The following is a 25,512-nucleotide window of genomic DNA, read 5'->3' as shown; positions in this document are numbered from 1 at the left end:
TGACGGAGAGTCATGTCCCCGAGATCTTCCGCCGGGTTCGTTCTCGTCAGCGCCACCGCCCTCACCGCCGCCCTCGCGACACCCGCGCTCGCGGCCGCCCCGGGCGCCGCGCACACCCCGGCCCAGCTCACCCAGTCCATAGCCAGCCACGAGAGTCACGCCCTGCACGGGCTCGCGCGGCCCGGCAAGGTCAACGCCACCGTCTCCTCCACCAACTGGTCCGGCTACGCGGCCACGGGCTCGACCGGCGCGTACACCTCGGTCACCTCGTCCTGGACCCAGCCGAGCGTCAGCTGCTCGTCGGCCACCACGTACTCCTCGTTCTGGGTCGGCCTCGACGGGTACAGCAACTCCGCGCTGGAGCAGACCGGTACGGAAGCCGACTGCATCGGCGGCAGGGCGACCTACGGCGCCTGGTGGGAGGTACTGCCCGCCTCCGAGAGCGCGTACTCCGGTGTCACGGTCAAGGGCGGCGACAAGTTCACCGCGACGGTGACCTACACCGGCTCGACCTTCACCATGACCCTCGCCGACTCCACCGAGGGCTGGACGAAGACCACCACGCACGCCGGCTCGTCCGGCTTCAAGAACGCCTCCGCCGAGGTCATCGCCGAGGCCCCCGAGGTCGGCGGCTCGGTCGCGAGCCTCGCCAACTTCGGCACCGTGAACTTCACCGGCGCCAAGGCGAACGGCAGCAACCTGGACACCTACTCGCCGAACGAGATCGTCATGACGAAGAGCAGCAGCTCCGCCGTACGGGCCCAGCCCGGCTCGATCTCCGGCGGCAGCTTCGCCGACGTCTGGAAGGCCAGCTGACCCCTGCGGCGCGCCGGCCGGGGGCTGTCGACGGAACGCCGTCGGCAGCCTCCGCCGTTGCACCGGCAAGCGCAAAGCGGCTGAGCCGACCCGTGTCGACCCGGGTCGGAAAAGGGGGTGCGGCATCCCCGGCGCACCCCTGGCGCCCTTCTTCGATCCGCCCGGTTCAGGCCGACATCAGCAGCCGTCCGCGCCTGGCGTACGCCAGTGCCTCGGGTGTGAGCACCGGACGCGGTACGACGATGCCGCAGTCCGTGCAGACCGGACCCGAGGAGGGTTCGTGGGCCAGGTCGTACTTCCACTGGAGGCGCTCCCCGGCGCACACCGGGCACACGGAACCCGGTGCGCGCTCCAGTGCGGCGATCAGCCGGCGGAGCACCTCGGCGAGGGGTTCACGGGGGTGGAGGCGTGGGTCGTCGCACCAGGCGACGCCGAAGCCGCCCCAGGTCAGCCGGTGCCAGTCGTCCACGGTTCCCGGGCGGCGGAGCCCGTCGTGCTTCTCCTTCTTGCGACGCTCGGCGAATTGGACCTCGTAGGCGAGCCAGACCTTGCGCGCTTCCTCCAGTTCGTCCAGTGCGGCCACGAGCCGCGCCGGGTCGGGGGAGCGGTCCTCGGGTCCGAACCCGGCCCGGGAGCACAAGTGGTCCCAGGTCGCCCTGTGCCCATAAGGGGCGAACCGCTCAAGGCACTTGCGCAGCGAGTAGCGCCGAAGCGCCAGATCGCACCGAGGGTCTCGCACCTGTCTCGCCAGACTCCGGAAACCGGCCATCGCCCTGCACCTCCGTCACACCTGCACCTGTACTTCGGTCACCTCGGCGTCGTCGAACGGACGTCGCCGAATAGACGTATCGACAAGCGATTTGGCTCCATCCGATTTCCGATGCCCCCCATAAGCCGCTTGCCCCGATCCAAAACTTGACGCATGTTCATCTTCAATCTCGGGGATACCGGCGGTAACGTCCGGCCACACCCTCGTCGGCAGGAGCCGCCATGCCTCGGCGCACCCCACGTACCTTCCTTGACAGACTGAGAACTCCCGGCGGATTCCCCGGGTTCCTGAAGGCCGCATCCGTATGCGTCCTCGTTGCCGCCCTTTTGTCTCCTCTTGCCCAAGGCACCGCGTCGGCGGCCACGGCCTCCAACGACTACTGCGGCGGCCAGTGCTCGGACATCCTCCCGGCCGGCGAGAACGGCAACGCGACCCTCGCCCAGATCCTGCTGAACCAGGTCTTCGGCACCCAGCCCAGCCACGCCGAGGACCAGCTCGGCCCCTACGCCAACCTGGCCACGGGCGCCTCCACGCTCACCGACGCGAAGATCAACACCTTCTTCAACGACGCCTCGTTCGGGGTCCCCGCCGCCCAGGTCGCCTCGACCGAGAACCCCAGCGGACGCACCGACGTGACCATCGTCCGCGACAAGGCGACCGGTGTGCCGCACATCACAGGCACCACGCGCTACGGCACCGAGTACGGCGCCGGATACGCGGCCGCCGAGGACCGGCTCTGGCTCATGGACGTCTTCCGGCACGTCGGACGCGGCCAGTTGACCACCTTCGCCGGCGGCGCGGCCTCCAACCAGGGCCTTGAGCAGGAGTTCTACCGCAACGCGCCCTACAGCGAGGCGGAGCTCCAGTCGCAGATCGACAACGCCGTCGCCAACAACGGCACCCGCGGCCAGCAGGCACTCGCCGACGCCAACGCCTACCTGGCCGGCATCAACGCCTACATCGACGCCTCGGACAGCGGCCGCTACTTCCCCGGCGAGTACGTCCTCACCGGCCACAAGGACTCGATCACCAACGCCGGCACGATCGACCACTTCAAGATCACCGACCTGGTCGCGCTGGCCTCGGTCATCGGCACCCTGTTCGGCTCCGGCGGCGGCGGTGAGGTCAACAACGCCCTCTCCCTGCTCGCGGCCCAGGAGAAGTACGGCGTGGAGCAGGGCACCAAGGTCTGGGAGTCCTTCCGCGAACGCAACGACCCCGAGGCCGTGCTCACCGTCCACAACGGCGAGAGCTTCCCGTACGGCACCAAGCCCACCACCGCCCAGGGAGAGGCCCTGCCGGACGCCGGTTCGGTCACGACCGAGCCGCTCGTCTACGACGCCTCCGGCACCGGCGCCGACCAGAGCGCCTCGGCGGCCTCCGCCGCGGCCACCGCGACCGCCCTCAGCTCCGCGAAGCGCGGGATGTCCAACGCCCTCGTGGTGAGCGGCAAGTACACCGCGAGCGGCCACCCGATCGCCGTCTTCGGACCGCAGACCGGCTACTTCGCACCGCAGCTGCTCATGCTCCAGGAGATCCAGGGCCCGGGCATCAGCGCGCGCGGCGCCTCCTTCGCGGGTCTGAGCATGTACGTCGAACTCGGCCGCGGTCAGGACTACTCGTGGTCCGCCACGACCTCCGGCCAGGACATCATCGACACCTACGCCGTCGAACTCTGCCAGGACGACTACCACTACCTCTTCCACGGCACCTGCACGCCGATGGAGGAGATCCAGCAGACGAACTCCTGGAAGCCCACCACGGCCGACTCGACCGCCGCGGGCTCGTACACCATGAAAGTCTGGAAGACGGAGTACGGACCCGTCGAGTACCGGGCGACCGTCGGCGGCAAGAAGGTCGCCTACACCACCCTGCGCTCCTCCTACATGCACGAGGCCGACTCGATCATCGGCTTCCAGATGCTCAACGACCCGGACTACGTGAAGAGTCCGCAGACCTTCCAGAGCGCGGCCCAGCACATCAACTTCACGTTCAACTGGTTCTACGCCGACTCCTCGCACACCGCGTACTACAACAGCGGCAACAACCCGGTGCGGGCCACCGGCGTCGACCCCGAGTTCCCGGTCTGGGGCCAGGCCGCCTACGAGTGGCAGAACTGGGACCCCACCACCAACACGGCCGACTACACCCCGGCCTCCGCGCACCCCAACTCCATCGACCAGGACTACTACATCTCCTGGAACAACAAGCAGGCCCTCAACTACACGACGGCCAGCTGGGGTGACGGGTCCGTCCACCGGGGCAACCTGCTCGACGACCGCGTGAAGAAACTCGTCGCGGCCGGCGGGGTCACCAGATCCGCCCTGGTGAAGGCGATGTCCGACGCCTCGCTCACCGACCTGCGCGCCGAGGACGTGCTGCCCGACCTGCTGAAGGTGGTCAACAGCAGCACGGTCACCGACTCCACGGCCGCGGCGGCCGTCACCAAGCTCCAGACCTGGCTGACCGCGGGCGGCAAGCGCACGGAGACCTCGGCCGGCTCCAAGACCTACGCCAACGCCGACGCCATCCGGATCCTGGACGCCTGGTGGCCGCTCCTGGTGAAGGCCGAGTTCCAGCCCGGCCTCGGCGACAGCCTGTACACCGCGTTCACCAACAACCTGTACATCGACGAGTCCCCGTCGGCGGGCCACGGCCCGACCGGCTCGCACGCCGGAAGCTCCTTCCAGTACGGCTGGTGGAGCTACGTCGACAAGGACATCCGCTCGGTGCTCGGGCAGACCGTGTCCGGGCCACTGGCCCAGCAGTACTGCGGCGGGGGCAGCCTCAGCGCCTGCCGGGACATCCTGATCAGCACGCTGAAGACGGCGGCCGGCACCAGCGCGTCCACCGTCTACCCCGGGGACTCGCTGTGCTCGGCGGGCAACCAGTGGTGTGCCGACTCGATCGTCCAGCGGACCCTCGGCGGCATCAAGCACTACAACATCAGCTGGCAGAACCGGCCCACCTTCCAGCAAGTGGTGGAGTTCACCTCACACCGGTGACGCCGTAGCGGCGGCGGGCCGGCCGATACGGCCCGCCGCCAGCACCACCCGCGCGAGTTCGGGGTGCACGATGTCACTGTGCGCCCCGCTCGGCGGACCGCCCCGGCACACCACCGCGCAGGCGTCGACGTTCACACAACCCGACGTCGGCAGCGGTGAGTCCAGCGCCTCGGCCAGGGTCAGCGCACAGGTGCCGGGCACCGCCCGCACCCCGTCGTGGCCCAGCGCGCCCCACTTGTCGCCCAGCATCCGGGCGAGGTCGGCGGCGGCGAACGAGCAGTCGTCGTCCGCCATCCGGGAGGCCAGCGGATAGAGCGTGCCGAGCGCCGAGTCGAAGTGCGAGTAGCAGCACACCAGCGGCCCGTCGACACGGTTCTGCTGCCCCTGCAGCACACCCCCGCTGCGCGCGTCCTCCGGCAGTCTGGCCGCGAACGCGTAGTGGGAGAAGGCGCCTTGGAGCAGCGTCACCGACTTGACCGAGCGCACGCCCTCCGGCAGGCCCCGCAGCGCGAACGACACCAGGCGCCCGCCGAAGCTGTGTCCCACCAGATGGACCCGCACCTCCGGCGCCACCGCAGCGAGCCGCCCGATCGCCGGGCCGAGCCCGCGTTCACCGATGGTGCCCGCGCGCCGCTTCATCGCGTAGTACGCCGCCTGCCGCAGCAGCTCCCGCGCGCCCTTCCACGGGTCCGGCAGCGCGAACTCCCGCACAGGGCCCGGAGATCGGGGTGCCGCGAGCCCGTCCAGCGCCTGCGCGAACTGCCCGCACACCTCGGCGGTGCGACCCGCCGCGAACATCCGGGGTTCGTACTGCGGCACCCCCTCCGCCAGTGTGTCCGCGCCGAACAGCGCCTGCGGCCCCGGCGGCACCACCTCCACCAGCGTCCGCACCAGTCGTCCGAACTCCTCCAACTCCGCTTCCCGGGAAGGGTGTTGGTCCAGCAGTCGGGCGATCTGGTCGATCACCGGGGCGTTGCCAGGGAAGGCGTCCAGGAGCGCGTGCCGGGTGTCGGCGTCGAGGGCGGGAGGCGTCACCGGCCGGGCCGCGGTCGCCGGGGTCCGGGAGAAATCCGGAATCGGCTGGTCCGGAAACTCCATGGATGGCCAGATGACGCCCAGGTACCCGATCCTGGCCTCCGGTGCGAGGTGCGGAATCGGCGAGAAGAAGCGGCTGTAGAGCCGGGTCGCGCCGGCGCGCCCGCTGTTCCACCCGTGCGAGAAGACGATCAGGTCACCCACCCCGCGCCGCCGCACCTCGCTCAGCAGCCGGTCGCGTTCTCCCTGGTCGACGTCTCCGTCGGCGTCGAAGGTCAACTCCCAGTAAGGGCTCACACTCATCGCCGGATCCGCCATGACCGGCCCCCTTGTTCCCCGAAGTGGTGCGATGTGGGCGCATCGTCCCGCTACCGGTGAAGATTGGCCATACGTCGCGGCTCACTTGTAGAGGAGATATTCAGTTCGAACCCGCCGGAACACCCTCAGCTCCTCCTGCCACTCCGCCACCACCTCGTCGGTGCCCGCGCCCGCGTCGATCGCCGTCCGCACCCGCGTGGACCCGGTGAGCTTGTCGATCCAGTCGTCCGGGCGCCAACCGAAGCCGCTCCAGACCTTCTTGGCGGTCACCAGCAGCGCGATGCCGGTGCGGACGGGGTCGTACGCGGCCCGGTCGTGGACGTGGATCTGGACCCCGCCGACCGTCCTGCCCTCGAACTTGGAGAAGGTGGGCGCGAAGTAGGCCTCCCTGAAGTGCGCGCCGGGCAGGCCGAGTCGATTCACCGCGGCGGCCCAGCGCCCGTCGACGCCCTCCGCGCCGAGCAGTTCGAAGGGGCGGGTGGTGCCGCGGCCCTCGGACAGGTTCGTGCCCTCGAAGAGACACGTTCCCGCGTACACGAGCGCGGTGTCCGGCGTCGGCATGTTGGGGCTCGGCGGCACCCACGGGAGCGACCAGGCGTCGTAGAACTCCGAACGGCTCCAGCCCGTCATCAGGACGGTCTCCAGGGCGACCGGCTTCGGCAGGAACTCCCCGTTGAACAGGCGCGCCAGCTCCGCGACCGTCATGCCGTGCGCCTGGGCGATCGGCTGTCGGCCGACGAAGGTGGCGAACTCCCGGTGCAGGACCGGGCCTTGGGCGGACCGGCCGGTCACCGGGTTGGGGCGGTCGAGGACGACGAAGCGCTTGTCGGCCAGCTGGGCCGCCTCCATGCAGTCGTAGAGCGTCCAGATGTACGTGTAGAAGCGGGCGCCCACGTCCTGGATGTCGAAGACGACGGTGTCCACGGCGGCGGTCCTGAAGACGTCGGCGAGGGGCGGGCCGCTCTTCATGTACGTGTCGTAGACGGGGAGTCGGGTCGCCGGGTCGGTGTAGTGGCCCTCGGAGCCGCCCGCCTGGGCGGTGCCTCGGAAGCCGTGTTCCGGGCCGAAGACCGCGACCAGGTTCACGTGCGGGCTCGCGTGCATCACGTCGACGATGTGGCGGGCGTCCCGGGTGATGCCGGTGGGGTTGGTGACGATGCCGACGCGCTGGCCGCTGAGCCGGCTGTAGTCGTGCGCGGCCAGCTGGTCGAAGCCGGTGCGGAGGACGCGCGGTTTGGGGGGAGCGGGGGTGAGGGTTGCCGCCGGGGTCGCTGCCAGGAGGGTTCTTCTGGTGAGGGACATGTCGGCACCGTAGGGGCTGCCGCGTGCGGTGGGCAGGGTGCGGGCCGTGTGCGGCTGGTCGCGCCGTGACCCGCGCCGCTGTCGGGGCGACTGCCCTTCCGGTCTTACATACCGACCGGTTAGTCTGGCTGGGCAGTGGAGCCGCAGTCGAAGGAGACCGATGGTGGAAGCCGTTCAGGGTGCCGGGGTGGTCGTCACAGGGGCCGGGGGTGGCATCGGGGCCGCGCTCGCGCGGCGGTTCGCCGCCGAAGGGGCCCGGGTCGTGGTGAACGACCTCGATGCCGACCGGGCCGAGGCCGTCGCCGACGAGATCGGTGCCGTCGCCGTGCCGGGGGACGCCTCCGCCGTCGTCGGTGCCGCCCGGGACGCCCTCGGCGGGACCGTCGACATCTACTGCGCCAACGCCGGGGTCGGCTCCGGTGGGTCGGAAGCGGCCGGAGAGGACGTCTGGGCGCAGGCCTGGGACGTGAACGTCATGGCGCACGTGCGGGCCGCCGAGGCGCTGATCCCGGGCTGGCTGGAGCGCGGCGGCGGGCGGTTCGTGTCGACCGTGTCCGCGGCCGGACTGCTCACCATGATCGGGGCCGCGCCGTACAGCGTCACCAAGCACGGCGCCTACGCCTTCGCCGAATGGCTGTCGTTGACGTACCGCCACCGGGGGATCAAGGTCCACGCGATCTGCCCGCAGGGGGTGCGCACCGACATGCTGGCCGCCACCGGCAGCGCGGGTGACCTGGTGCTTCAGCCGACGGCCATTGAGCCCGACGTCGTCGCCGAGGCGCTGATGGAGGGGATCGCCCAGGAGCGGTTCCTGATCCTGCCGCATCCCGAGGTCGCCGGTTACTACCAGGCCAGGGCCGCCGAACCGGATCGCTGGCTGACCACCATGAACCACATCCAGCAGAAGTGGGAGGCCGGAGAGTGACCGACTCCCTGTACGCCGCCAAGCCCTGGGTGGCCCTGCTCAACGAGGCCCAGCGCGGGCCCGTCAGTCCGGACGACTCCCTGGTGCACGCCCTGCGCCGAGTGGTCGGTGAGACTCCCGACCTGACCTTCCTCACCTACTTCGACGGACGGCTCGGCTACCGCGAGGTCGACGCGCTGAGCGACTCCGTCGCCGGGTATCTGGCCGCCCGCGGACTGGAGCGGGGCGACCGGGTCGCCGTGCTGCTGCAGAACTCGCCGCACTTCGTGATCGCCCTGCTCGGTGCCTGGAAGGCCGGCGCGATCGTCGTGCCCGTCAACCCGATGTACAAGTCGGGAGAGGTCACCCATGTCCTGCGGGACGGCGAGGTGACCGCGCTGATCTGCACCGACCGCGCCTGGGAGTCGTATCTGCGCGAGACGGCCGCCGGGTCTCCCGTGCGGATCGTGCTCACCGCCTGCGAGCTGGACTTCCAGACGCGCGACGACGCGCGCGTGCTCACCTTCGAGCGGCTCCCGCAGGCCGCCGACGCCGAGGACCTGGTGGCCGTCGCGAAGGCCGGTCACCCGGCGCCCGAAGGGCGTGAACCGGCGCCCGCGGACATCGCGTTGATCAGCTACACCTCGGGGACGAGCGGTGCCCCGAAGGGCGCCACCAACACCCACGCCAACATCCTCTACAACGCCGAACGGCAGCGCACCGGACTCGGACTGCCGGACGCGCCCGTGTACTTCGCGATGGCGCCGCTGTTCCACATCACCGGGATGGTGTGCCAGCTCGGCGCCGCACTCGTCAGCGGGGGCTCGCTGGTGCTGGTGTACCGGTTCGAGGGCGGGGTCGTCCTCGACGCGTTCGCCGAGCACAGGCCGCACTACACGGTCGGCCCGTCCACCGCCTTCATGGCGCTCGCCGCGCACCCGGCCGTCACCCCGGACCACTTCGCGTCCTTCCGGAACATCTCCTCCGGCGGCGCCCCGGTGCCGCCCGCGCTGGTGGAGAAGTTCCGGGCCGGCTTCGGGCCGTACATCCGCAACGGCTACGGCCTCACCGAGTGCACCGCGCCCTGCGCCTCCGTGCCGCCCGACCTGGAGGCGCCCGTCGACCAGACGTCCGGGACGCTGGCCGTGGGCGTGCCGGGACCCGACACCGTCGTACGGATCGTCGACGACCTGGGCGCGGAGGTGCCCTTCGGGGAGCAGGGCGAGATCGTCGTGCGCGGACCGCAGGTCGTGCCCGGGTACTGGCGGCGCCCCGAGGCCACCGCCGAGACCTTCCCGGACGGCGAACTGCGCACCGGCGACATCGGGTTCATGGACCCGCAGGGCTGGCTGTACGTCGTCGACCGCAAGAAGGACATGATCAACGCGTCCGGCTTCAAGGTGTGGCCGCGCGAGGTCGAGGACGTGCTGTACACCCATCCGGCGGTACGCGAGGCGGCCGTCGTCGGGGTGCCGGACGGGTACCGGGGCGAGACCGTGAAGGCGTACATCAGCCTCCGGCCGGGCGTCGAGACCGACCCGGATGAACTCGCCGTGTACTGCAAGGAGAGACTGGCCGCCTACAAATACCCGCGCCAGGTGGAGATACTGCCCGACCTGCCGAAGACGGCAAGTGGGAAGATCCTCCGGCGGGAACTGCGTTCCCGGTCGCGCGACAGCGAGTGAACAGTCAGAAAAGGCAGGTGGCGGCAGTGCCCAGGACGACCGACGGAGACGGGGCCCCTGTCCCGCAGCGGCTCCTCGCCGCCGCCACCAGACTGTTCGCCGAGCAGGGCTACGACCGCACCTCGGTGCAGGAGATCGTCGAGGCCGCAGGCGTCACCAAGGGGGCGCTCTACCACTACTTCGGCTCCAAGGACGACCTCCTGCACGAGGTGTACGCGCGCGTGCTGCGCCTCCAGCAGGAACGCCTGGAGGTGTTCGCGACCGCCGACGAGCCGGTCGAGAAGCGGCTGCGGGACGCGGCGGCGGACGTCGTGGTGACGACGATCGACAACCTCGACGACGCGTCGATCTTCTTCCGGTCCATGCACCACCTGAGCCCGGAGAAGAACAAGCAGGTGCGCGCCGAGCGCCGCCGTTACCACGAGCGCTTCCGCGGGCTCGTCGAGGAGGGCCAGCGCGCGGGCGTCTTCTCCACGGCGACCCCGGCGGACCTCGTCGTCGACTACCACTTCGGCTCGATCCACCACCTGTCGACGTGGTACCGCCCGGGCGGCCCGCTCACCCCGCAGGAGGTCGCCGACCACCTGGCGGACCTTCTGCTGCGCGCGCTGCGGCCGTAGGCCCAGGGCCGCCGGACGGCAGCCCTGGGCCTACGGCCGCGGGCGGGGGCCCGTGCGCCTACGCCTCGGGGGCCGGCCCGAGCCCCGCCTCCCGGGCCCACGCCGCCGCCTCCGCGCGGTCCGCCACGCCCAGCTTGGCCAGGACCGCCGACATGTGGTTGCTGACCGTCTTCGGCGACAGGCCCAGCCGGGCGGCCACGGCCGAGTTGGGCCGGCCGGCGGCGATCAGCGCGAGGACGTCGCGTTCCCGCGGGGTGAGGGCCGGGCAGGGATCGGGACGGTCCGGGGGCCGGCTCAGATGGCCGAGCACGCGCCGCGCGACACCGGGGCCGAAGATCGCCTCGCCCGCGGCCACCGCCCGGATCGCCCGGACGATCTCGTCCTGGCCCGCGCCCTTGAGCACGTACCCCAGGGCGCCCGCCCGCATCGCGGCGAACACCGAGTCGTCCTCCTCGACCATCGTGAGCATCAGGACGGCGACCCCGGGCGCCACCCGGCCGATCTCGCGGGTCGCCTCGATGCCGTTCAGGTCGGGCATCCGGATGTCCATCACCACCACGTGCGGGCGCAGGGTGACCGCCGCCCGTACCGCCTCCCGGCCGCTCGCGGCGACCCCGGCCACCCGCACGCGCGGGGTGCCGTCCCGCACGGACTCCAGGAGTGCGGCCAGCCCGGTGCGGACCACCGGGTGATCGTCGGCGAGCACGACCCGCAGCCCGGCCCCGGTGTCCTCGCCCCCGGGTTCCCCTGCCCTCACGGCGCCTCCCTCAACGGCAGCGTCGCCACCACCCGCCCCTGCCCGGCCACACACCGCCCGCCCAGCTCCGCCGCGCGCTCCTGCATCGACGTGATGCCCACGCCCGGTGTCCACGCGGTCTCCTTGTCCACCGGCGAACCGTCGTCGCACACCTCCAGGCGCAGCCCGTCGCCGATCTCGATGCTCAGCTCCACCCGGGAGGCCCGCGCGTGCCGGGCCGCGTTGGCCAGCGCCTCCATGGCGATGCGGTACGCGGCCACCTCGACGGCGGCGGGCAGCGCGGGCAGCCGCTCCGGGGCCCGGACCCGTACCCGGACCGGTGTGCCGTCCGCCCGCCAGGACAGCCGCACCGCCCGTTCCCGCAACGCGCCCAGCAGCCCCAACTGGTCGAGATCCGGCGGCCGTAGGCCGTCCACGAGACGGCGCACCTCCGCGACCGCGCCGCCGACCTCGGACCGCACCTCGGTGAGCAGGGCCGCCGCGCGTTCCGGGTCGTAGGCGAGGAGGTTGCGGACGGCGTCGGCCTGGAAGGCGGCGCCCGCCAGCGTGGGGCCGAGGCCGTCGTGCAGATCGCGCCGGATCCGGCGGCGCTCCTCCTCGCGGGCGGCGACGATGCGCTCGCGGGAGTGCTGGAGCTGGTGGGTGAGATCGGTGGCGTGCAGGGCGGCGGCCAGCGGGACGGCGAGGAGTTCGAGGACCGCCAGGTCGGCGGTGGCGGGCTGCTGTTCGCCGGGGCGCAGGCCCACCACCAGCGCGCCGACGGTCCGGCCGTCGTAGTCGAGCGTGAGGGCGTGGATGCGTTCGCCGGGTTCGCCCCAACTCCCGTCCGTCACACCGGACTTCGACTCCACGCACACGTACGGCAGCCGCAGTGCCTCGCCGACCGCCTCCGGGACCGCGCCGACGCCGGTGCCGGCCAGCCGTTCGCCGATGCGGGAGACCGCGCGCACCGGGTCGTGCCGGTCGCCGTACAGGGCGCGGTCGACCATGCGCTGGAGGAGGCGGCGGGCGGGCTCGAAGGCGGCGGCCAGGGTGACGGCGATCAGCGCCGGTCCCAGCAGCGCGGGGTCGGGGTTGAGGAGGGCCTGGACGACGGTGACGAGACCGGCGTAGGCGATGGCCACACCGACGGTGAGCGCGCCGTAGAGCAGGCTGCGGGAGACGACGAGGCGGATGTCGAGCAGCTCCTCGCGGACCACGGCGATCATGATGGCGGTCGGCAGGAACAGGGTGCAGCAGGACGTGTAGACCGCCGGGAAGCCCATGATCTGCAGGACCACGCTCAGCGCCAGCGGCAGCATTCCCGCGATCAGCCACAGCAGCCGTCGCCGGTCCTGCTCGGCGCCGCGCCGGTAGCGGAGGACCATCACCGCGAACACGGCGGCCAGCGCCAGACAGGCCTTCGCCGTCTCGGTGTCGCGCAGCGCGGACATCCAGCCGTCCGGCACCGGGAGGTACGACGGCTGGGCGGGCGTGCCGCGGAAGAGTCCCCAGTCGTCGCGCGCCCAGATCGCGAAGTCCAGTGGGGAGGAGAGGAGTTGGGCGACCAGGGCCCAGCGCCAGCGGCGGTCGGGCAGCCGGCCGTCCGGGAACAGGAAGAACACGAGCACGAACGCCGTGGAGCTGCCGAGGATCCAGGTGTGGCGGCCGGCCGTCGTGAGCGCGTGCAGCACCTCCGGTGACCAGCCCAGCCGCAGGCCTTCGACGGCCAGCCCGATCGACATGCCCGTGAACGCGTGGCCGAGCCCGTACGCGACGAGCAGCCAGCCGATGGGGTTGCGCGGCCGGTGCAGCGCGATCACCGTGCCGCAGACCGGGTAGGCGAGACCGACCGCGAGGTCGACGACCATGTCGTAGCGGATCACATCCGCCGCGGAGACCCCGGCCGCCGCCAACGCGACCGCCCCGGCCGCCACTTGGAGTGCCGCGAGCCCCAGCAGCAGGTACGCCGTCGTCGTACGGAGCGGGGTGCGGCCGTCGCGGTCGTCCATGCGTCCCATCGTGGGGGCGCGGCGCCCGGGTGTCCCGGGAACGCTTCCCGGTCCACCCGGGAGAAGTCCCCGGCCCCGCCCGAGACCTTCCCCTCAACTCCCGGCCCCCGGCGGCGCGATGCTCAGGGCAGCGGAACGGCGGGCCCACCGCCGGACCGGCCGACAGAACCTCAAGAACTACAAGAACCGCAAGAACTACAGGAACCACGGGAACCAACGGGGGAAACACCATGCTGTCGACGAAGCGGCGCCTGACCGGCGTTGTCCTTGGCTCCCTGCTCGCCCTCGGCGGGACGGCGGCGGTACCGGCCGCCGCGCAGACGCCGGCGCGGGCCGGGTGCGGTATCGCGGTGAACGAGCCGCACATCCAGCAGCGTTGGAGCGCGCTCGGCGGAGCCCGCGGCCGGCTGGGCTGCCCGACCAGCGGCACCAGGGACGTGTACCTGAACAACGTGTACGCGGGCAAGCGCCAGTACTTCGCCTACGGCACCGCCACCTGGTCGCCGCGCCAGGGCTCCAACATGGTCGTCGCCGCCTGGGAGGACCGGGGCTACGCCTACTTCACCTGGGGCACGACGGCCCCGGAGCACCGCTACGACTCGTTCCTGGTCCGCTGGACGAGCGCCTCCGACCCCGGGGGCACCCAGCGCGAGTTCGGCGGCGGCACGTCCGGCCGGATCCGGGTGCTGGAGCGGAACACCGGCGCCTACGTCTTCACCGTCGAAGGCTGTGACATCGGGACGTTCGGCCACACCTGCCGCCAGGGCTGGACGCTGCGGGCGAGTACGCCCAACTGACCAACTCCTCGGGGGAGAAGGGCTGGAAGGGGTGGGGGTGCCCACACCCCTTCCAGCCCCTTCGCCTCTTACAGGTACTGCTTCAACTCCCGGCGCGCCAGCGACCGTTGGTGCACCTCGTCCGGGCCGTCGGCCAGCATCAGGGTGCGGGCGCTCGCGTACAGCTCGGCCAGCGGGAAGTCCTGGCTCACCCCGCCCGCGCCGTGCAGCTGGATCGCCTTGTCGAGGATGCCGACGACCGTGCGGGGCGTGGCGATCTTGATGGCCTGGATCTCCGTGTGGGCGCCCTTGTTGCCGACGGTGTCCATCATCCAGGCCGTCTTCAGGACCAGCAGGCGCAGCTGCTCCACGGCGACCCGCGCGTCCGCGATCCAGTTGTGGACCACGCCCTGCTGGGCCAGCGCCTTGCCGAACGCGACGCGGGACACGGCGCGCCGACACATCAGCTCGATCGCCCGCTCGGCCATGCCGATCAGCCGCATGCAGTGGTGGATGCGGCCGGGACCCAGCCGCGCCTGGGCGATGGCGAAGCCGCCGCCCTCCTCGCCGACCAGGTTCGTCACCGGCACCCGCGCGTGGTCGAAGACGACCTCGGCGTGGCCGCCGTGCGAGTGGTCCTCGTAGCCGAAGACCTGCATCGCCCGCTTCACCGTGACGCCCGGGGTGTCGCGCGGGACCAGCACCATCGACTGCTGGCGGCGGGGGTCGGCGCCGTCCGGGTCCGTCTTGCCCATCACGATGAAGATCCTGCAGTCCGGGTTCATGGCCCCGGAGATGTACCACTTGCGGCCGGTGATGACGTAGTCGTCGCCGTCCCTCTCGATCAGCGTGGTGATGTTCGTGGCGTCCGAGGAGGCCACCTCCGGCTCGGTCATCGCGAACGCCGAGCGGATCTCACCGGCCAGCAGCGGCTCCAGCCACTGCTTCTTCTGCCGCTCGTCGCCGAACTGGTGCAGCACCTCCATGTTGCCGGTGTCCGGCGCCGCGCAGTTCAGCGCGGTGGGCGCCAAGTGCGGTGAGCGGCCGGTGATCTCGGCGAGCGGCGCGTACTGGAGGTTGGTCAGGCCGCCGCCGTACTCGGCGTCGGGCAGGAAGAGGTTCCACAGGCCCTGCCTGCGTGCCTCCGCCTTCAACTCCCCTATGACAGCGGGGGTGTCCCAGGGTGAGGCGAGCCGGGCGCGCTGCTCCTCGGCGACGGGCTCGGCCGGGTAGACGTACTCGTCCATGAAGGCCAGGAGCTTGGCGCGCAGTTCCTCGGTGCGTGCGTCGTACGCGAAGTCCATGGTGGATCAGCCTTCCTGAAGGGTGGTCAGGCCGTGCTCGATGAAGAGGGGCACCAGTTCGCCGATGCGGTCGAAGCCGGGGCCGACGGTCTGGCCCAGGGTGTAGCGGTAGTGGATGCCCTCCAGGATCACGGCGAGCTTGAACCACGCGAACGCCGTGTACCAGGAGACCGCCGACACATCGCGTCCCGAGCGTGTGGCGTACCGCTCGATCAGCTCGGCCGGCGTCGGGTGGCCGGGGGCCGAAGCGGTCGTGGAGATGGGGGAGTCGGGGAGTTCCAGCGGGAGGCTGTACATCACCAGCAGGCCCAGGTCGGTGAGCGGGTCGCCGAGGGTGGACATCTCCCAGTCGAGGATCGCCTGGATCTTGTCGTCGTGTCCGATGAGGACGTTGTCGAGGCGGTAGTCGCCGTGCACGACCGCGGGTGCGGGGGAGTCGGGGAGGCGTCGGCCGAGGGCCGCGTGCAACTCCTCGACGCCGGCCAGGTCCCGGTTGCGGGAGGCGTCCAACTGCTTGCCCCAGCGCCGGAGTTGGCGGTCCAGGAAACCCTCGGGGCGGCCGAAGTCCGCGAGCCCCACCTCGGCGGGGTCCACCGCGTGCAACTCGACCAGGGTGTCGACGAGTTCGAGGACCGCGCCCCGGGTGCGCTCCGGGCCGAGCGGGACGAGTTCCTCCGCCGTGCGGTAGGGGGTGCCCTCGACGAACTCCATGACGTAGAACGGGGCTCCGAGCACCTCGTCGTCCTCGCAGAGGAGGACGGGTCCCGGTACCGGCACGTTCGTCGGGTGCAGGGCGCTGATGACCCGGTGCTCGCGCTTCATGTCGTGCGCGGTGGCCAGCACATGGCCCAGCGGGGGCCGTCGTACGACCCAGCGCGCGGTGCCGTCGGTGACCGCGTAGGTGAGGTTCGACCGTCCGCCCTCGATCAGCCGGCCGGACAGGGGGCCGCTCACCAGACCGGGCCGCTCGCGGTCGAGCAGGCCGCGCAGCCGGTCGAGATCGAGTCCGGGCGGGTGGTCGGGGCTCATACATCACTCCTACGAACGGACGGGCAGAACTGCACCCATCATGCCGACCGGTCGGTATGTCGTCCAGTGCGGGAACGAAACGTGACCGGGGCCACCCTAGGCCGACAGCTCCCCGCGCCGGGCGACGGGGAGCTGTGCGTCAGTGGTTCCGGGCCGTTCCGGGACCCCGCGGGCCGGGGTGCGGGCTCAGTGGTCGTCCCAGTGGCCGTCGTGCAGGGCGTGCCGGTGACCGTCGTGGACGTAGTCGACGTGGTCGCCGTGCAGCACGCTCTCGTGCCCGCAGTCCTGGCCGTGCGTGTGGGCGTGCTCCTGGTGGGCGACGTGGCCGCCGGGCTCGCACTCGTCCCAGTGCCCGCCGTGCTCGCGGTGCAGGTGGCCGTCGTGGGCGTAGTCGACGTGGTCCCCGTGGGGCACGGCGGCGTGGCCGCAGTCCTGGCCGTGCGTGTGGGTGTGGGAGTCGTGCTCCAGGTGCGGGGTGGTCATGGTGCTCACCTTCGGAAGTGGGGGCGATGACGTCCGACAGGGTGCCATGGGAATGGGGCGTATGCGGTGATATGGGGTGCGTGGCGCGGGGGTTGAGGGGGTTGAGGGGGCTCGGGGTGGGCGGGCCGCGCCGGATCGCCGTGATCCGCTTCCGGCTCCCCGGCGACTGCCGGTCAGCGCACGAGTACCGCCGCGCACACCGCCACGGCTACCGTGCACAGGACCGCCGCCACCGCCTGCCGCGGGGACAGGGCCGGAGGGATTCCGCCGGAGGCCAGGGTGCGGATGCGGTGGTGGGCCACGGTCAGGAAGCCCAGCCAGAGCGCGCAGCAGAGGGCGCAGGTGATGACGCCGGCCGGGTGCGGGCCGTCGTGGAGGGCGGCCTTCACGGCGAGGACCGCGGCGACCGTGCTGGACAGGGTCGTGCGGCGCCAGGCCAGACGGGTGCGTTCGGGCTGGAGGCCGGGGTCGCGGTCCGGGGCCGGAGGGCGGGTCATCCGGCCCAGCCGGCGAGGACGACCACGACCATCGCCAGGGCCACGATCGCCACCGCGACGCTCAGCAGCGCGGGAAAGCGGGAGACCGGCAGATCCTCGCCCCGCCGCATCGCCCGCTCGCACCGCACCCAGTGGTTGACCGCGCGCAGTGCGCACAGCACGCCGGCCGCGAGCAGGGCCAGCGCGAGACCGGCCCGCCAGGCCCAGCGCAGATGCGGCAGGAACTGGTCCACCGCGAAGCCGCCGCCGATCAGCGCGAGCGCGGTCCGCAGCCAGGCCAGGAAGGTGCGCTCGTTGGCCAGCGAGAACCGGTAGTCGGGGGTGCCGCCCTCCTCGCTGATCTCCTGGGGCGCGAACCACAGCCGGACGTTCCGTACGAATTCGATCACGGGCAGGACCCTATCCGGCCGTCTCCCGCCGGTACGCCGTCAGTCTGGCGTAGGCGGCGAGGCCGTCCGGCACCCACTCCCACTCGTCCAGCCGGCGTTCGATCTCGTCGTCGGTCAGGAAGTCGTGCCAGGCGACCTCCTCGACCTGCGGGCTGACCGGCAGGTCGCAGCGCACCTCGTACACCGCCGACCACCACGTCCGCCCGGCGCCGTCGTCGTACAGGAACTTGAAGAGGAACGTCGGGCGGGGCAGGCCGGAGACGCCGAGTTCCTCCTCGGCCTCGCGGAGCGCCGCGTCGTCGTAGGACTCGCCGGCGCCGACCACTCCGCCGACGAACATGTCGTGGAGGGAGGGGAAGACGAGTTTGGTGGGGGTGCGGCGGTGGACGAAGACCCGGCCCCGCGCGTCCCGGGCCTGGACGAAGGCGGCGCGGTGGCGCAGGCCCCGCGCGTAGGCCTCGCCGCGGGGGGACCGGCCGATGACCCGGTCGTGTTCGTCGACGATGTCGAGGAGTTCGTCAGCTGCGCTCATGACCCCATCCAAACAGGGCCGCGGCCCTGACCTCGACCCGGCAGGGCGCCGCCTGCGGTCAGTGCGGCTGGAGGGCCGGCGCGGGCTTCGGCCTCGTCGTGCCGCGCGGCATCGCGGGGTGCATGCCCAGGAGCAGGATGCCCACGACGATTCCGGCGAGGCCCGCCGCCTCCCAGGCCAGCGCGCCGGTGTCGGTGCGCAGCCGGTCGCCCAGGAAGCCCACGCCGCAGATGATCCCGGCGAGCGGCTGCGCCGCGGTGAGGGCCGGCAGGGACATGCGCAGAGGGGCCGTCTCGAACGCGCTCTGCACGAGGACGAGGCCCGTCACCCCCAGGGCGAGCACGCCGTACGGCTGCCAGCCCGAGAGGAGTTCGCCGAAGCCTCCCGCGGTGAAGCGCTGGCCGCTGACCCGGGTGAGCGCGTCCTGCACGCCGTAGAGCAGACCGGCCGCCAGGGCCAGGAGGACCGGGCCCGAGCTGAGGCGGGAGTGTTTGGCGCAGGTCGTGAGGAGGAGGGCCAGGCCGACCATGACGCCGATGATCAGCCAGTGGCGGAACGGGTCGGTGACCGCCGTGCCACTGCGGGGTTCGCCCGCGACGATGAAGGTCGTGACACCGCCCGCGAGGAGCGCGAGGCCCGCCCAGCCCTGGCGGCCCAGGGGCTGCCGGGTCTGCTTGCGGGAGAGGGCGAGCGCGAAGAGGAGGTTGGTGGCCAGCAGCGGTTCGACGAGGGAGACCTCGCCCTTGCTGAGCGCTATCGCGCCGAGCACCATGCCGGCGACCATCAGGCCGATGCCGCCGAGCCAGCGCGGCACCCGCATCAGGTCGAGCAGCAGCCGCGGGGAGAGGAAGTCGCTCAGGGGCGCGTGCTGGGCCGCGTTCTGCTGGAGCACGAACCCGAAGCCGAGGCAACAGGCCGCACTCACGGCGAGCATCAGAACCAGAACCGACACGCTGCGTACCTCGATCGTTGGGCCGGGCTACGGGGTGCGTTGCGGCGACTGTAGCGCCCCAGGGCCCGGCGTGCCCCTGGGAGTCCGGAAGCGGACAGTCGACCCGGTCACGATGCTCTGACGACCTCGGCACGATCGGAGGCGGCGGCGGGACCGTTCTCCCATGGTCCGTCGCCGGATGGCGGAGCGCCATGGCGTACGCCACACCGGTTCCTCACGAACGGTGGGGAGCATGCCGTCCGGGGGAGTGGATTCAGCCACAAGTGCCCCTCCTTTCCCGGTAGTTGACAGGTGTCACGGGTGTGCCCCACTTGACGTGAAGTGTTGGCTGAGGGTTTGCTGTGCGTGATCGGCCGATGGCAGGCCGATGTCCCGCAGCGCCGCGTGAGGATCGTGAGGAATACCCGGGTGTCCCCACCCCCGCCACCCCTCGGACGCCGTCACAAGCGCGCGTCACAGCCCTTCGACGCGGCGCTCGACGACGATCAACTCGTCGCCGCGCGAGCCGCGTTGGCCCAGGGACGCTGGCAGGCGGCGCGCGGACTGCTCGCCCGGACGGGCGACGACTGGGACGCCCGCGCCCACCGCGTCACCGTCCTCGCCCAGGAGTCCTACACCGCCGCCTGGGCCCGCGACTGGCTGCTCGCCGAACCCGAGTCCGGCGACGCGGCCGTGCTGCTCGCCCTGGCGCTCGTCCAGCGCGCGCTGGCGGGCAAGGAGGAACCCGCCCGCGCCCGGGACGCCTGCCGTACGGCGTCGTCCAGGCTGCCCGGCGATCCCACGCCGTGGCTCGGACTGCTCCTGCTGGAGCACACCCTCGGCACCGACGAAGGCGTCGTCCAGCTCTTCGACGAGGTCCGCCACCGGCACGCCGACCACCACCACGCCCACCATCTGATGGTCGCCCGGCTCGCGGAACGCCGGGCCACCGCCGGACTCGACCCGCTCCACGAGGTGTACGACTTCGCCTACTGGGCCGCCGAACAGGCCCCCGCCGACTCCCCGCTCGCCATCCTCCCGGTCGTCGCGCACGCCGAGCGCTATCGCGTCCTGGCCGCCGCCGGCCTCGAACCCGCCGACCCGGCCGCCTCCGAGCACTGGACCGGGCGCCGGGCCCGCCAGGTGATGAAGGCCGGCTTCGACTGGTGGCTGGAATGGGAGACCGAGGGCCACCCGCGCCGCCTGGTCGACCTCAACTTCCTCGCCCACGCCAAGTGCTGCGAGGGCCGGGGCGCCGAGGCCGCCGCCCTGTTCCACCGGATCGGCGAGCACCCCACCCCGACCCCCTGGTCGTACCCGGACCGCGACCCCCTCACCGCCTTCCGCACCGCACGCGACCACGCGCTCGGTACGTCGTGACGCCATCACGGCGACGGAACGACCCCGTAGCGACGCTCCCGTGACGTCCTCGCCCTCCCCGCAGCGACCCGAAAGGACGTCCTCGCCATGACGACGGGCAAGTCCAGTACGAGCAGCGCCACCGCGGACGGCGGCGACGTCAGCACGTTCCGGGGGCGGGAGCGGGCCCTGCGCGCCGACCGTCTCGGCACCGGGGGCCTGCTGCTCTCCGTGCTCGCGGCGACCGCTCCCCTCATGGTGGTCGCAGGTGTCATGCCCACCACATTCGCGGTGATGGGGATCGAAGGACAGCCCCTGCTCTTCGTCCTCCTCGGGGCCGTCCTGGTCCTCTTCGGCGTCGGCTACGCCGAGATGAGCCGGCACGTCCACAACGCGGGCGCGTTCTACGCGTACATCTCCCGCGGCCTCGGCGGCACCGCGGGCGCCAGCGCGGCCCTGGTGGCACTCGTCGCGTACAACGCCCTCCAGGCCGGCATCTACGGCATCTTCGGCTTCGAGGTCTCCGGCCTGTTCTCCACCTACGCCGACCTCCAGGTCGCCTGGTGGATACCGGCACTCGCGGCCGTCCTCGTCGTCGGCACGCTCGGCCGGCTGAAGATCGACGTCAACGCGCGCGTGCTCGGCGTCCTGCTCGTCATCGAGGTCGCGCTCGTCGTCATCTTCGACATCGCCGCCGTCGCCGACCCGGCCAAGGAAGGCCTGTCCCTGCACGCCTTCAACCCGGACACCCTCGGCGGCGCGGGCGTCGGCACCGCCCTGTGCTTCTGCGTCGCCGCCTTCCTCGGCTTCGAACAGGCCCCCGTCTACGCCGAGGAGACCAGCCGCCCGCACGTCCTGGTGCCGCGCGTGATGTTCCTGGCCGTCGGCGGCGTCGCCGTCTTCTTCGCGCTCAGCTGCTGGGCGCTCACCGTCGCCGCCGGACCCTCGCGGATCGTCGGCGTCTCCCAGAAGCAGAGCGCCGGCCTGCTCTTCCACCTCACCGAGTCCCGGCTCGGCGGCACCTTCACCGACGTGCTGCACGTCCTGTTCGTCACCGGCATGTTCGCGGCCATGCTCAGCTTCCACAACGTCGTCGCCCGCTACGCCTTCGCCATGGGCCGCGAGGGCCTGCTGCCGTCCGCGTTCGGCCGTACGACGGGCTCCAGCGGCGCGCCCGGCACCGGCTCGCTGCTCCAGACCGCCGTGTCCGCCGTCATCGTGGTCGTCTTCGCGCTCGTCGACGACAAGCCCACCGGCGACCCGACCGAACCGGTCCTGCATCTGTTCACCTGGTTCGGCAACATCGGCGCCCTCGGCGTGATCGTGCTGATGGCCGCCGCCTCCGTCTCGGTGATCGTCTTCTTCGCCCGCCGCGGCTCCGCGGGCGCGCAGGCCTGGCGGCTGGTCACCTCCGCGCTCACCGTCATCGCCGTCTACACGGTCAAGGACTTCGACGTCCTGGTCGGCGCGGGACCCGACTCGGCCCTGAGCTGGGTCCTGCCCGGCATCATCGGTCTCGCCGTGCTTGTCGGCCTCGCCCAGGGCCTGTTCCTGCGCGCCCGCAACCCCGAGGCGCACGCCCGCATCGGGCTCGGCAACGAGGCGTTCCAGCTGGAGAAGGCGGCGGCGGAGACGCCGTGACGCGTCCCGAGCCGCGACGGGCTCTCTGAGAAGCGCGTAAGAAAGGGTTACGGAAGTCTGACGGGCACCCGCGATCCCTGGCCGTGCCGGGGTCGCGGGTGTTCGAATGAGTGCGTGAACCCTGAACAACCCGCGGTCGATCCACCCGAGGAGGAGAAGCCGGAGGGCCGGCCGTTCGGCCGCCGGGTCCTCCTCGGCACCCTCGGCCTGGGCGCCCTCGGCGTCGTCACCGCGCCCACCCTCCAGAAAGGCATGGAGGGGTTCCTCGGCGCGATGTCCGGCGACGACCCCACCGGCCTGACCGGACTGCTCCCGAACGGCGGCGGCTTCCGCTACTACTCCGTCACCGGGTCGGTCCCGGACAAGAACGCCGAGACCTACCGGCTGACCGTCGACGGCCTGGTCGACAGACCGGCCACCTACACCCTGGCCGACCTGCGCGCGCTGCCGCAGACCCGGCTGGTCAAGGACGTCCAGTGCGTCACCGGCTGGCGGGTCCCCGGGACCCCCTTCGAGGGGGTGCGCCTGTCCCGGATCCTGGACGCGGCGGGAGTGCGGGCCACGGCCGGGGCGGTGCGCTTCACCTGCTTCGACGGCGCCTACACGGAGAGCCTCACCCTCGACCAGGCCCGGCGCTCCGACATCCTGGTCGCGCTGCGCATGCAGGACAAGCCGCTCGGCCACAACCACGGCGGCCCGGTCCGCCTCTACGTGGCGCCCATGTACTTCTACAAGTCCGCCAAGTGGCTCTCCGGCATCACGGTCACCGAGCATGTGAAGCCCGGCTACTGGGAGAACCGGGGCTACGACGTCGACGCCTGGGTCGGCAAGTCGAACGGACGCGACGATGCCCCTACGAACTGAAGCCCACTCCGCGCAGACGGAGTCCTCGGCCCGCGTCCGCCGCTTCGGCCGCACCGAGCGCTGGGTGCACCGGACCACGGCCCTGCTGATGGGCATCTGCGTGGCCACGGCCGCCTGCCTGTACATCCCGCAGTTCGCCGAACTGGTCGGCCGCCGTGAACTCGTCGTCCGCATCCACGAGCTGGCCGGGATCGCGCTCCCCGTGCCGGTCCTCATCGGCCTGATCTCGCGCGGCTTCCGCGTCAACCTCGGCTTCCTCAACCGCTTCGGCCCGCACGACCGGGTCTGGCTCCGCGGCGCCCTGATGCGCGACAAACGCCGCTCGGCGCGCCCGGCGGGCAAGTTCAACGCCGGCCAGAAGGTCTACGCCAACTGGATCGCCGGCGCGACCCTGGTGATGCTCGGCACCGGCCTGATGATGTGGTTCACCCATCTCACCCCGATCATGTGGCGCACCAGCGCGACCTTCGTCCACGACTGGCTCGCCCTGACCATGGGCATCGTCCTCGGCGGCCACATCGGCATGGCCCTCGGCGACCCGGAGGCCAGGGCCGGGCTGCGCACCGGGTCGGTGAGCCGGGAGTGGGCCAAGCGCGAGCACCCGCTCTGGAAGCCGTAGCGCTCCGCCGGGAGGCCGTAGGTCGTCCGCGGCGGAGCCGCGCCGCGGTATGGCGGCGCGCGCCCCTCCGGCGCGCGCGGCTCAGTCCCGGAAGTCCAGCAGGACCTTGCACGATCGGCTCCGGTCGGCCGCCAGCGCGAACGCCGACTCCGCCTCCCGCACCGGCACCACCGCACTGACCAGCGCGTCGAACGCGGGCTCCACGGCGAGGAGCCGCAGGGCGTCGTCGAACTCCGTGTCGAAGCGGAACGCGCCCCGCAGCTCGATCTCCCGGCTGACCAGCAGGTTCCCGGCGAACGGACTCCGCCCCGGCGGCAGCATCCCGAGCTGCACGACGACCGCGCCCCGCCGCACCAGCCGCAGACAGGTGTCGAGCCCGGCCGCCACCCCCGACGCCTCGACGGCGACGTCCACCTCGGACGGCCACCCGGAGTCGTCCGGATCGTCCGCCCGTACGACGGTGTCGGCACCGGCCGCCGTGGCGTACTCCAGCGCCGCAGGAAGCAGGTCGGTCACCGTCACACGAGCCGCCCCGGCCGCCTTCGCCGCCGCGACGACCAGACAGCCGATCGGGCCCGCGCCGGTGACCAGCACATGGCGTCCGGCGATGTCCCCGGCCCGTCGTACGGCGTGCAGGGCGACGGAGAGCGGCTCGGCGAGGACGGCCCTGCGCAGCTCAAGTCCGGCCGGGACCGCCCTCAACTGCCCTGCGGGAACGGTGACATGGGCCGCGAAACCGCCCTGGACGTGCGGGAAGCGGGCCGCGCTGCCCAGGTACGCGGTGTCCCGGCACACGTTGCGCCGGCCGTCCGCGCACTCGGGGCACACCCCGCACGGAGTGGCCGGGTGCACGGCAACTCCCGTACCGGGGACGGGACCTGTGGCCCCGGGGCCGTAGGACAGGACGGTGCCGACGACCTCGTGGCCGAGCAGCATCGGTTCCCTGAGGCGGAAGTCGCCGACGCCGCCGTGGCGCCAGTAGTGGAGGTCGGAGCCGCAGACACCGCCGTAGCGGACCGCGACCAGGGCCTGGCCGGGGCCGGGCTCCGGGGTCCTCAACTCCTCGACCCGCAGGTCGTCCTGACCGTGAATCACACAACCCAGCATGTCCGGACTCCCCTTCTCTACAGCACGCTCGTCATACCGCCGTCGACGTACAGGATCTGTCCGCTCACGAAGTCCGCGGCGGGCGACGCCAGGAACAGCAGCCCGCCCACCAGATCCCCGGTACGGCCCCAGCGGCCCGCCGGGGTCCGCCCGCGCACCCAGGCGCTGAACTCCTCGTCCTCGACCAGGGGCCGGGTGAGTTCCGTCTCGATGTAGCCGGGGCCCAGGCCGTTGACCTGCACACCGCTCGGGCCCCAGTCCGCGCACATGCCTTTGGTGAGCATCTTCAGGGCGCCCTTGGTGGCCGCGTACGGGGCGATGCCCGGGCGGACCACCTCGCTCTGCAGCGAGCAGATGTTGATGATCTTGCCGTGGCCGCGCTCCGTCATCCGGCGGGCCGCCTCGCGGCCGACCAGGAACGCGCTGGTGAGGTTGGTGCCGACGATGCGGTGCCAGTCGGAGTCGGTGAACTCCAGCAGCGGGGCCCGCAGTTGCATGCCCGCGTTGTTCACCAGGATGTCCAGCGGGCCGACCCGCTCCTCGACGTCCCTGATCCCGGCGGCGACCGAGGGACCGTCGGTCACGTCGAAGGCGGCCGTGCGGACGTCGCCGGAGAGCCCGGCGGCGGCCTCGGCGAGGCGATCCCCGTCGCGGCCGTTGAGGACGACCGTGCAGCCGGCCTCCGACAGGCCCCGGGCGAGGGCGAGTCCGATGCCCCGGCTGGAACCGGTGACCAGGGCCGTACGGCCGCTGATGTCGAAGAGAGGATGGCTCATTCC

At 71.9% G+C, this 25,512-nt stretch carries 24 protein-coding genes; 10 read left to right on the top strand and 14 right to left on the bottom strand.

Annotated elements, in window-relative coordinates; translation table 11 throughout:
• Window positions 1-12: 12 nt before the first annotated feature.
• Window positions 13-816: a G1 family glutamic endopeptidase gene (locus ACIPTO_RS28000; protein ID WP_401196594.1), complete on the top strand. Its 804-nt coding sequence runs from the start codon at window positions 13-15 to the stop codon at window positions 814-816.
• 166 nt (window positions 817-982) lie between these two features.
• On the opposite strand, the gene ACIPTO_RS27995 is transcribed toward ACIPTO_RS28000, so the two are convergent.
• Window positions 983-1,585 carry a hypothetical protein gene (locus tag ACIPTO_RS27995; RefSeq protein WP_366321454.1) on the bottom strand — a complete coding sequence of 201 codons (603 nt, stop codon included), beginning with the start codon at window positions 1,583-1,585 and terminating at the stop codon, window positions 983-985.
• 221 nt (window positions 1,586-1,806) lie between these two features.
• Here ACIPTO_RS27995 and ACIPTO_RS27990 point away from each other — a divergent pair, with 221 nt between their 5' ends.
• Complete coding sequence (locus ACIPTO_RS27990) at window positions 1,807-4,590, top strand: penicillin acylase family protein (RefSeq protein WP_401196591.1); 2,784 nt, start codon at window positions 1,807-1,809, stop codon at window positions 4,588-4,590.
• On the opposite strand, the gene ACIPTO_RS27985 is transcribed toward ACIPTO_RS27990, so the two are convergent.
• Entirely contained in the window at window positions 4,579-5,943 is a 1,365-nt protein-coding gene (locus tag ACIPTO_RS27985; RefSeq protein WP_401196589.1) for a serine-threonine protein kinase, read from the bottom strand. The two genes, ACIPTO_RS27990 and ACIPTO_RS27985, sit on opposite strands and share 12 nt — an antisense overlap.
• 81 nt (window positions 5,944-6,024) lie before the next feature.
• Window positions 6,025-7,245, bottom strand: a complete 1,221-nt coding sequence (locus tag ACIPTO_RS27980; RefSeq protein ID WP_401196587.1) for an exo-beta-N-acetylmuramidase NamZ domain-containing protein — start codon at window positions 7,243-7,245, stop codon at window positions 6,025-6,027.
• A 160-nt stretch (window positions 7,246-7,405) separates the two neighbouring features.
• Between ACIPTO_RS27980 and ACIPTO_RS27975 the strand changes: the two genes are divergently transcribed.
• The 3 genes from ACIPTO_RS27975 to ACIPTO_RS27965 are packed head-to-tail and all read left to right on the top strand — an operon-like array spanning window position 7,406 to window position 10,454.
• A complete protein-coding gene (locus ACIPTO_RS27975) occupies window positions 7,406-8,170 on the top strand; it encodes an SDR family oxidoreductase (RefSeq protein WP_366321446.1) in 765 nt (254 codons plus the stop codon).
• Window positions 8,167-9,834, top strand: coding sequence for a class I adenylate-forming enzyme family protein (locus ACIPTO_RS27970; RefSeq protein WP_401196584.1), 1,668 nt, complete (start codon window positions 8,167-8,169; stop codon window positions 9,832-9,834). The genes ACIPTO_RS27975 and ACIPTO_RS27970 overlap by 4 nt, the downstream gene beginning before the upstream one ends.
• 26 nt (window positions 9,835-9,860) lie before the next feature.
• Window positions 9,861-10,454 (top strand): TetR/AcrR family transcriptional regulator, encoded by a 594-nt coding sequence (locus ACIPTO_RS27965; RefSeq protein WP_366321442.1) that lies wholly within the window; start codon window positions 9,861-9,863, stop codon window positions 10,452-10,454.
• 58 nt (window positions 10,455-10,512) lie between these two features.
• Here the strand turns inward: ACIPTO_RS27965 and ACIPTO_RS27960 are convergent, their stop codons facing one another.
• Together ACIPTO_RS27960 and ACIPTO_RS27955 are read right to left on the bottom strand one after the other, a co-directional pair.
• Complete coding sequence (locus ACIPTO_RS27960; RefSeq protein ID WP_401196581.1) at window positions 10,513-11,211, bottom strand: response regulator; 699 nt, start codon at window positions 11,209-11,211, stop codon at window positions 10,513-10,515.
• Entirely contained in the window at window positions 11,208-13,202 is a 1,995-nt protein-coding gene (locus ACIPTO_RS27955) for a sensor histidine kinase (RefSeq protein ID WP_401196579.1), read from the bottom strand. The genes ACIPTO_RS27960 and ACIPTO_RS27955 overlap by 4 nt, the downstream gene beginning before the upstream one ends.
• 230 nt (window positions 13,203-13,432) lie before the next feature.
• Between ACIPTO_RS27955 and ACIPTO_RS27950 the strand changes: the two genes are divergently transcribed.
• Window positions 13,433-13,999 carry a hypothetical protein gene (locus ACIPTO_RS27950; protein ID WP_401196575.1) on the top strand — a complete coding sequence of 189 codons (567 nt, stop codon included), beginning with the start codon at window positions 13,433-13,435 and terminating at the stop codon, window positions 13,997-13,999.
• 68 nt (window positions 14,000-14,067) lie between these two features.
• Here ACIPTO_RS27950 and ACIPTO_RS27945 read toward each other — a convergent pair whose 3' ends face one another.
• From ACIPTO_RS27945 to ACIPTO_RS27915, 7 genes are all read right to left on the bottom strand, one after another.
• Window positions 14,068-15,282: an acyl-CoA dehydrogenase family protein gene (locus tag ACIPTO_RS27945; protein ID WP_401196573.1), complete on the bottom strand. Its 1,215-nt coding sequence runs from the start codon at window positions 15,280-15,282 to the stop codon at window positions 14,068-14,070.
• Between the two features lie 6 nt (window positions 15,283-15,288).
• Window positions 15,289-16,311: a phosphotransferase family protein gene (locus ACIPTO_RS27940; protein WP_401196570.1), complete on the bottom strand. Its 1,023-nt coding sequence runs from the start codon at window positions 16,309-16,311 to the stop codon at window positions 15,289-15,291.
• Between the two features lie 186 nt (window positions 16,312-16,497).
• Window positions 16,498-16,794, bottom strand: coding sequence for a hypothetical protein (locus tag ACIPTO_RS27935; protein ID WP_366321430.1), 297 nt, complete (start codon window positions 16,792-16,794; stop codon window positions 16,498-16,500).
• Between the two features lie 173 nt (window positions 16,795-16,967).
• Window positions 16,968-17,291, bottom strand: a complete 324-nt coding sequence (locus tag ACIPTO_RS27930; RefSeq protein ID WP_401196568.1) for a DUF202 domain-containing protein — start codon at window positions 17,289-17,291, stop codon at window positions 16,968-16,970.
• Window positions 17,288-17,680, bottom strand: coding sequence for a YidH family protein (locus tag ACIPTO_RS27925; RefSeq protein WP_266767151.1), 393 nt, complete (start codon window positions 17,678-17,680; stop codon window positions 17,288-17,290). Before ACIPTO_RS27925 ends, ACIPTO_RS27930 begins: the two co-directional genes overlap by 4 nt.
• 10 nt (window positions 17,681-17,690) lie before the next feature.
• Window positions 17,691-18,212, bottom strand: coding sequence for an NUDIX hydrolase (locus ACIPTO_RS27920; protein ID WP_401196564.1), 522 nt, complete (start codon window positions 18,210-18,212; stop codon window positions 17,691-17,693).
• A gap of 58 nt (window positions 18,213-18,270) precedes the next feature.
• Window positions 18,271-19,164, bottom strand: a complete 894-nt coding sequence (locus ACIPTO_RS27915; protein WP_401196562.1) for a DMT family transporter — start codon at window positions 19,162-19,164, stop codon at window positions 18,271-18,273.
• Between the two features lie 408 nt (window positions 19,165-19,572).
• Here ACIPTO_RS27915 and ACIPTO_RS27910 point away from each other — a divergent pair, with 408 nt between their 5' ends.
• The 4 genes from ACIPTO_RS27910 to ACIPTO_RS27895 all read left to right on the top strand — a co-directional run bounded on the left by ACIPTO_RS27910 (window position 19,573) and on the right by ACIPTO_RS27895 (window position 23,626).
• Complete coding sequence (locus ACIPTO_RS27910; protein WP_401196559.1) at window positions 19,573-20,523, top strand: hypothetical protein; 951 nt, start codon at window positions 19,573-19,575, stop codon at window positions 20,521-20,523.
• A gap of 87 nt (window positions 20,524-20,610) precedes the next feature.
• On the top strand, window positions 20,611-22,143 hold the full coding sequence (locus ACIPTO_RS27905; protein ID WP_401196557.1) for an APC family permease: 1,533 nt from the start codon (window positions 20,611-20,613) through the stop codon (window positions 22,141-22,143).
• Between the two features lie 114 nt (window positions 22,144-22,257).
• Window positions 22,258-23,007 (top strand): molybdopterin-dependent oxidoreductase, encoded by a 750-nt coding sequence (locus tag ACIPTO_RS27900; protein WP_366321418.1) that lies wholly within the window; start codon window positions 22,258-22,260, stop codon window positions 23,005-23,007.
• Window positions 22,991-23,626, top strand: coding sequence for a cytochrome b/b6 domain-containing protein (locus tag ACIPTO_RS27895; RefSeq protein ID WP_366321416.1), 636 nt, complete (start codon window positions 22,991-22,993; stop codon window positions 23,624-23,626). The genes ACIPTO_RS27900 and ACIPTO_RS27895 overlap by 17 nt, the downstream gene beginning before the upstream one ends.
• Window positions 23,627-23,707: 81 nt before the next feature.
• Here ACIPTO_RS27895 and ACIPTO_RS27890 read toward each other — a convergent pair whose 3' ends face one another.
• Window positions 23,708-24,733, bottom strand: a complete 1,026-nt coding sequence (locus ACIPTO_RS27890; RefSeq protein ID WP_401196554.1) for an L-idonate 5-dehydrogenase — start codon at window positions 24,731-24,733, stop codon at window positions 23,708-23,710.
• A gap of 17 nt (window positions 24,734-24,750) precedes the next feature.
• Window positions 24,751-25,509: an SDR family oxidoreductase gene (locus ACIPTO_RS27885; protein ID WP_401196551.1), complete on the bottom strand. Its 759-nt coding sequence runs from the start codon at window positions 25,507-25,509 to the stop codon at window positions 24,751-24,753.
• Between the last annotated feature and the right edge of the window lie 3 nt (window positions 25,510-25,512).

The sequence above is a fragment of the Streptomyces sp. NPDC090083 genome (assembly GCF_044747445.1).
Lineage (GTDB): Bacteria > Actinomycetota > Actinomycetes > Streptomycetales > Streptomycetaceae > Streptomyces.
This window is presented reverse-complemented; position numbering and strand designations above follow the sequence as displayed.